The organism is Paenibacillus farraposensis, from assembly GCF_020736845.1.
Taxonomy (GTDB): domain Bacteria; phylum Bacillota; class Bacilli; order Paenibacillales; family Paenibacillaceae; genus Paenibacillus; species Paenibacillus farraposensis.
In genome coordinates this window covers 5,736-13,204 of record NZ_JAFFQR010000010.1, presented here as the reverse complement: position 1 = coordinate 13,204, position 7,469 = coordinate 5,736, and the positions used below count along the sequence as shown (strand labels likewise).

Here is a 7,469-nt window from a genome sequence, read left to right as displayed (position 1 = left end):
CGCATGATCTGTGACTGCTCCTTCGTCGGATACAAGCGAAACTTGTAGGCTTTGTGACGAAGCATGATGTCACCCCTTTCTATTTGAGAACAATGTATATTATGCAGAATCAAAAGCTTTAAAAAGAAAAGAGCAACGATTCAACCCCCACCTATAGAGGATGGGGTATTCTCGCTTTCTTTGATAAATTACACTACCCATAGTTTTCAATCCCCTTGTTTCCTGTAATAAGAACTCAGTTTAATGTTACTGAACATTTCTCTTCCTAACCTACTAATGTTGTCACTTGCGGGATATATCCATTATTCACCAAATTGTCAATTCCCTTTCCTAATGACAAATCCCACATGGCCAAGCTGAGTTTCATATCTGTGTTCACAGCAAAAAACTCCGCACATTGACCTAATGCACGCTCAACCTGTGGTGTTATCGTTACGTCTGCATCCGGTGCGATAACAACATGCTTACACTCGAGTGCCTTCAAAGGCTCAAGGATCAGTGAGAAAGAGTTCAAACCAGGTGTTCCGAAGAATGGTCTTAACAAAACGTCAGCTGCTCTGTCAGATTTCAGTCCACCTTCCGTAACCCAGACTTCTGAACAGTCAATTAAACGATCTGGGGTATCATTGTAATTCCATTTGTCCATCAAACTTGAAGGCAACGAAAAATGGTAAGGTAACGGTGTACCGATACTCGATCCATTGTTCTTGTTGCTGCTGCTCCACCAATAATATTTTTGTCCCTGAGTTAACGTTACAGATCCTACTAGCTTTCCAGTAGCTGAATCATATATACCTTGCTGAATTTTTTCGGTAAGTTCACCAACAAGCCTTCTTCCATTTTTTATAATTTCACAAGTAGCCTTACGAAACCCACTTTCATCCTTTTCATGCTCTTTGATGATACGACCTTCGATATGACCAAGGTCACCCTTGAAGTTCATTTCTAGTGGCGGTTGATCAACCCGGATCTGAAATCCGATAATTTCGTTATAAATGGAACGCGAAGGGATCATCATGCCAGAGTGGCCGGCCATGGTCCAAAAAGAACCAAATTGTCCCTCTTTCTCATAGAAGCCTGGGACTCCAAGCAAAGCATCGTGATCAGTCAAACGATTCAACACCCGCTTAGTAGTCTTATGCCGATCATTTGTAGGCAGGCTCCGATATTCCCTCAAACGAATCTGCTCGTTTGTGAATTTTCGCTCTGCCAGTTCTTTATGGTGGAAGTCAGATAGTGAGACCTCCTCCAACAAAGTGCGGTATACAGCATCCAGATAATCATTTGGTTTCTTATCAATGTCACTCGTTTCTTCGATATCATCGAACGCAGTGTCAGGATATACATCTGACAAGTAGTGTCTGTACTGACGCCCTATATGTGAATCAAAGTAATCGTCTGATGGTACACGCATGCAATTTACAATTGTCTTTTCTTCATTGATTCGACACCAGCCTCGATGACCACAAATCGGGCATTCTGATTTGATCTCATACCAACCTTTATTTTTTGAGCGGCGCAGTTTCATAGTCTTCATCCCCTTATAATTTTTAGAATTAAAATTGAGTGTGAAAAATAAAAAAAAGGACACCTCTTCTGAATAGAAGAAAATGTCCTTTAAAAAAGTGTACAACAAAAACATGCATCAAATCAGCATGTTATGAGTACCCTTATGCTTGTAATTAGCCTTAGTCGGCATGCTTATCTCTGCTGCATCTCTGAGCAGCAAAGAAAATTAGTAAGATAATTGATTAATTAGATTATAACTGAGAAAAATAAAATCGTAAATAAAAAAAGGGACATGATAGTAAAATATCATGTCCCTTTTTTTACGTGCATCTATTAAATTATTCTGAATATACCACAAAAACTTATCCTTCACAACATTTAATTTTCGACTACTCTCCCTATTTTTTTCTTGTTTTATTTCGTAGACATGTGATATATTCAAAATACGTGCAGAACTATGGTTGGAATTTTCTTTCTTTTTGTAGAAATTCCGAACCTTTATTTTGTTGCACACAAATATAATTGTGTGTTTTTTTGTATAAAAAAAGCCCCTATCATTTCAATCATTAAAGATCTCTCGGCCGCCAAGCGTTGGATTTTTAATGAACAAGAATAGGAACTCACTTCTAAACATTATGTGATTATTCTATCACATTGCAAAAAAAAAGTGAAGTGACTCCTCTCTATTAAATATTTCCTTTTATGGGTTTGTAAAAGAGGAGAAGTAACTATGCAACAAAAAAACCTTAAAGGTAACTTTTACAATCTTAGTTATTACAGACTTCGCCCCACCGGTGAAGCCGAAGCTAAGATGCGTCGCAGCGGAGATAAAGAACAGACGTACACAAAAAAAGAATTAGAGAAAATATTTTTAAAGGAAGAAGAAGTTCGGCAATTCAGTTTGGACAAACATGGGGCATCACTACCTCATATGGACGGGAATATCACCTTCATCAATAATTACTTGATGGACTACTGGGGCCACTACTTTAGCGCCGAAGGGTTTGCTTTGTACATGCATTTGAAGCGCTATTGCTATGGGGATATCGACTACTGCTGGCCAGACTTGGATCTGATTGGCGCGAAAATGAAAAAGTCTAGGAACACGATCAAAAAATATCTGGCTATCTTAGAAAAATACGGGTTTGTACTCATGTTTAATGTAATGAACGCAGATAAAAATAATATGGAAGAGAGCCCTCTCTTTAAGATTAGAAGACAGGTTCCTTTCCTCCCCCAGGAGCTGTATGAGGAGCTTCCTTTGGATCTCAAAATTGATCATGATAAGTTTATGCAACGACTAGTTGGCAGTCATGACATTTCTGGTGAGCTTGAACGCAGCCTTGATTACACCATTATTTATGATGATATACTCAAGCAAGGTACGGTCGTTCGTAAACCTAAAAGTGATGATAAGAAGAGTGCAGAAAGAACCGCAAAACAAAAGATACTACATGAGCAGATCACAGAGGATGATCGTAATGTGTGGGCTGAGTTCTGTAAGATTATAAAGACCAAAATTAGTTCTCCCTCTTTTGATACCTGGTTTAAAGGAAGCTTTTGTGTCAGAACCGAAAGAACTTATTGCATTTATTCCCCTACCCTATTCTGCAAAGAATGGTTGGAATCAAGATTTAAGAATCAAATTATTGAGATTTTTAAACAGATGGCCGTTCCATTTGATGAGATCACTTTCAATCATTTATAAAAAAAGCAGTTGGGAACTACTGTCCCGCTGCTTTTTTAGTATTATAGTGAACTACACGCCACCTAAGAGGTGGCGTGTAGTTCACAAATACTCCCCATATCTTTGATAATTTCGGTTGCTCCGGCAATACTTCATCGAGGAAATGTCTCTTCTTTTTATAATCAGCGTGCGTGTAATCCAGAAACAATTGGTGCTCCGCTTTTACTTTCACATGATGAGCATAGCTGGTAGCACCTATTTTGTATATCAAATGATGATATGCTTGGCTCATTGGGAGGTCGGGTTTTAAACCGTTCGGAGTCTGCATGGAGATTTCCAGATTGAGAAAATGGTGAAGAACTTCGTTACGTGCCATAGCCGTAAACACTTGAATTTTAAACAGCCGTGGTGTGTTGCGGTAAACGACGCTATTTTCGACAAACAGTTGGTTCATTTGTAGTTCTTTTCTCATCACTTCACGTACATCTGTTTTAGCAAGTTCCAATATAGCTCCGTCCAACTTTCTCTCTCCCGTCCTCATTCAAGTATACATTCGTTTCGCTTACCCATTTTCAATTATTATACAAGACTATTCCTAACTTAAATAAAAACCCAATGAAACTTACTCATCGGGTTTTTTATTTACAAATAATAACTTAATTAAGTTTAATATGATATTTTACTAGTTTTTATAAACTTCCATAACTTTAGTACATCCGTACGACAATAAATAAGCTTGAATTTTTAGAACTCAACTTTATTGTTCAGAACTCATCTTTATTGTGTTTGATCAATAGTCCGTGATTGTTCCCCGATTATCCGCCTCTCAAATTTTGAAAGGCGGGTATCAAAATTTGAGAGGCGGCCTGTCAGAATTTGATAGACGTCGCTTCTCAAAATTTGAGAGGCGAAAATATGACGATAAACCGCTTCTCAAATTTTGAAAAGCGGCGTATCAAAATTCGAGAAGCGGTTTCGTCTCTCAAATTTTGAGATAGGGTGGTTCAAAATTTGATATACCCCCTTTCAATTATTGAGAGAGGGTATATCAGAATTTGAGAGTAAAGAATTACATACTGAAGTAGCACTTATTGAGTAATAACCTAATGAACAAAATTTTTATCACCACACCAAAATTTCTTTAAAAATCTTAAAAAACAAAAAAAGAAACCCCCTAAGGAGTTTCTTTAGATTAATAGTTAAAACGATTATACAGATTCAAAAGTACATCTAGCTCTTGTGAGACCCTGACTACATCTGGAGAGTATAACTCACGTCCCTCAGCACTAGCATACATCTCTTTTCTCTTAAGATCTATTGCCACCTCAAGAGATACAATATCCATAGGAGCATTTGGATCTACTGGATCGGCTACACTTAGTTGGACAACAAAAACGAGGGCTTGTAGAATAAACTCCTATTACGCTAAGGAGCGGATTATCTACAATGCCAAATCAACGACGTACCTTTACAACAGATGGTTCAGTTATACGAGAACGGCAAAACCAGAGCAGCCCTTGTGGAGGAATATGGCCTCACAGCCTCAGCTTTAGATCGCTGGATCAAACAAGCTCAGACAACAGGTTCCTTTTCCGAGAAGGACAATCGCTCTGCGGAAGAGAATGAACTCATTGCTTTACGCAAAGAAAACCACGCCTCAAAATGGAGGTCGATTTTTTAAAGCAAGCCGCGCTGATCATGGGACGAAAGTAGCTATCATCCAGAACAATCGTGATAAATACTCGGTATCAGTAATGTGTGACGTCCTGCAAATCGCAAGAAGTACGTTTTACTACGAAGCCAAAGAACAGGCAACCGAAGACGATGTAACCGAAGCGGTTGTGGATATCTTCCACAAGAAACGAAAAGCCTATGGCATGCGCAAGACCAAAGTCAAGCTCCATGAGCGCGGATTCGTCGTCTCCAGGCGGCGGATCGGTCGAATCATGAAAGAACATGGACTCGTTTCAACCTACACGGTGGCACAATATAAGCCCTATAAAACCGCCTGTAATGAAGCGGCTACAGCCAATACACTGAACCACGAGTTCACCCAAATGGAAAGCAAACGCTTCGTTGTCAGTGACCTGACCTATGTGAAAGTCCAGAACCAGTGGCACTATATTTGCGTGCTGGTGGATCTGTTTAATCGAGAGATCATCGGTCATAGTGCAGGTCCTCGGAAGGACGCTGCTCTGGTTGCTCGCGCTTTTGCGACGGTGGAGGGCGATTTACGCGACATCCAGTGGTTTCGCACAGATCGGGGGAGTGAGTTTAAAAATCAAAGCATGGATGAACTGCTGAAAACCTTTCACATTGGACGTTCTCTCAGTATGAAAGGCTGCCCCTACGATAACGCTGTAGCAGAAGCTACGTTCAAAGTCATGAAGACAGAGTTTGTGTATCAGATGGACCATGAGAATAACGAAAGAAAAAAGGAGTTTTTAGGATGCTGGAGGAAAATTATGTTGTATTCCGTGCAACTCTGCAGCGGCCAACGGACACGAACTGAAGCCCGAGCATGCGGAACGCGGCAGCTCTCTCCGATTCGGATGAGATCCGCGCAGCGCTATAGCGCCCACTGGCGCAGCTCACACACCTAGGACGGCCCCGGTCGTCCTTTTCTCTGCTCCCGAAATTACTAGTAGCCAGGCTGCACGCCAGGAGCGCCATCGATGCGGCCACGAGCTGAAGCCCGAACATCCAGAACGCGGCAGCTCTCTCCGATCCGGACGAGATCCACGCAGCCTATAGCGCCTGCCGGCGCAGCTCCCACACCCAGGACGGCCCCGGTCGTCCTTTTCTCTGCTCCCGGAAATTAGTAGCAGCCAGGAGCACGCCAGGAGCGCCACTGCCCGGCTATGAGCTGAAGCCCGAGCATGCAGAACGCGGCAGCTCTCTCCGATCCGGACGAGATCCGCGCAGCTCACACCCAGGACATGGAGGTCATCCTTGTGTCTACTCCACCGGAGCTTGATTATTTACAATTTTTGACTTGATAAATGTATATAAATATCACTTAAGTCATTTTATATCATAATTATGATCGTTATGTGGGGAGAGTAATAGTTTTGCATAAGGATTGGGGGGTTGCTGACTGAACCTATTGATGTAACTTCTTAGTCTGATACATGTGATTGTACTGATTAATGAGTTCGTCCAAAATTATAGATTGCTCAAGTACGCATGCATGTCCGAATCCATACAGTTCGTAAAGATCATGCAATTGTTGTCTGGCACTTTCCATCTGTTTAGTTAAGGATTCATCTATGTTCATATCATTACCCCCTATTTATTATCATTTTAGGGGTAAATAACCAATTACATTATCAACGTTTTTTATCAAAAAAGCAAAAAAAGACCAGCCAAAGGGCTGGCCCATGCTAACAATTTGATCAAGCTGTACCAATGTAATCCTGCGGTGTGACTGTGCCGTGAGTTGGAGCTGGAACTGGTAGTGTGAATACCAGTATCAAGCTAGTTACTGTTAAGATTAAAGCTATCTTTCTTATCATTTCTTTTCCACACCTCCTGAGACAATTTTTCGTACTGGTCCAACGTTTCAGGAGCGGCATGTGCTTTAAAACGATCAAATAAACCTGAACAGTTGGATGTTAGCAGTACATTATTTATTGTAGCAGATTTTTCCAAAGCATTTAACAAACATTTGAAACCATATGAATATCTGCCTTTATTTAAGCTGTACTTAGCTAACTTATACGAAAAACGTGCACTCTGCTGTCGTAAGAATTGTTGTGAGTGTTTATCGACAGAGGATGATTCCTGATGCGCTGTAATTTGGGGTTCAAATTGCTGGAGGATATGATCTACATCCAGATTATACTGATTGGCTGCTTCAATAACATTTAAGAGTTCGTTAAAAATATGCTGTTCGCCAGCCATATGTTTTACATAATCCGGCAGCACGCTAATATCTCCCGACATGAGCCTGTTCACGTAAGTATTAATTTTCGCCCAATGCTGAAATTTCTTTATCCAATGGAGTGTGTCTGGATCACTTTCCTTTACCCAGCTTAGATCAGCAGAGCCGCGAAGATGCTCTTTCGCTTGTTCATGATCTCCCTTTGCATCGCAGGCATTAGCACACATCAGTTCAGCATAGGCTATGTATACAAACAGAGGTCTACTAAGTTTCTTTCCCAGTTGAATTTCTCGCTTGGAATTATGAACCAAATCGTATTGGATTTGTCCTAATTTATACATTTGACGAGAAAATTTATAGACCTTATCCCACATACTTAACGATCTGTAT

The 7,469-nt window shown here is 40.7% G+C and carries 6 protein-coding genes and 2 pseudogenes; 2 read left to right on the top strand and 6 right to left on the bottom strand.

The features are described 5' to 3' along the window. Together JO375_RS02140 and JO375_RS02135 are read right to left on the bottom strand one after the other, a co-directional pair. A partial coding sequence (locus JO375_RS02140) for a helix-turn-helix domain-containing protein (protein WP_229522929.1) occupies window positions 1-65 on the bottom strand: 65 nt, incomplete at its 3' end. Between the two features lie 200 nt (window positions 66-265). Next, window positions 266-1,528 carry a hypothetical protein gene (locus JO375_RS02135; protein WP_229522926.1) on the bottom strand — a complete coding sequence of 421 codons (1,263 nt, stop codon included), beginning with the start codon at window positions 1,526-1,528 and terminating at the stop codon, window positions 266-268. A gap of 711 nt (window positions 1,529-2,239) precedes the next feature. Here JO375_RS02135 and JO375_RS02130 point away from each other — a divergent pair. Next, entirely contained in the window at window positions 2,240-3,217 is a 978-nt protein-coding gene (locus JO375_RS02130; protein ID WP_229522925.1) for a helix-turn-helix domain-containing protein, read from the top strand. A 16-nt stretch (window positions 3,218-3,233) separates the two neighbouring features. On the opposite strand, the gene JO375_RS02125 is transcribed toward JO375_RS02130, so the two are convergent. Then, on the bottom strand, window positions 3,234-3,716 hold the full coding sequence (locus JO375_RS02125; RefSeq protein WP_229522924.1) for a hypothetical protein: 483 nt from the start codon (window positions 3,714-3,716) through the stop codon (window positions 3,234-3,236). Window positions 3,717-4,388: 672 nt separating this feature from the next. Beyond that, window positions 4,389-4,541, bottom strand: a complete 153-nt coding sequence (locus tag JO375_RS02120) for an aspartyl-phosphate phosphatase Spo0E family protein (protein ID WP_267497653.1) — start codon at window positions 4,539-4,541, stop codon at window positions 4,389-4,391. 132 nt (window positions 4,542-4,673) lie between these two features. Here JO375_RS02120 and JO375_RS02115 point away from each other — a divergent pair. Further along, window positions 4,674-5,598 (top strand): annotated as a pseudogene (locus JO375_RS02115) (IS3 family transposase); the annotation flags it as partial. A 701-nt stretch (window positions 5,599-6,299) separates the two neighbouring features. On the opposite strand, the gene JO375_RS02110 reads toward JO375_RS02115, so the two are convergent. Further along, on the bottom strand, window positions 6,300-6,443 hold the full coding sequence (locus JO375_RS02110) for an aspartyl-phosphate phosphatase Spo0E family protein (protein WP_229522927.1): 144 nt from the start codon (window positions 6,441-6,443) through the stop codon (window positions 6,300-6,302). Window positions 6,444-6,673: 230 nt separating this feature from the next. Then, a pseudogene (locus JO375_RS02105) lies at window positions 6,674-7,469 on the bottom strand (transcriptional regulator); the annotation flags it as partial.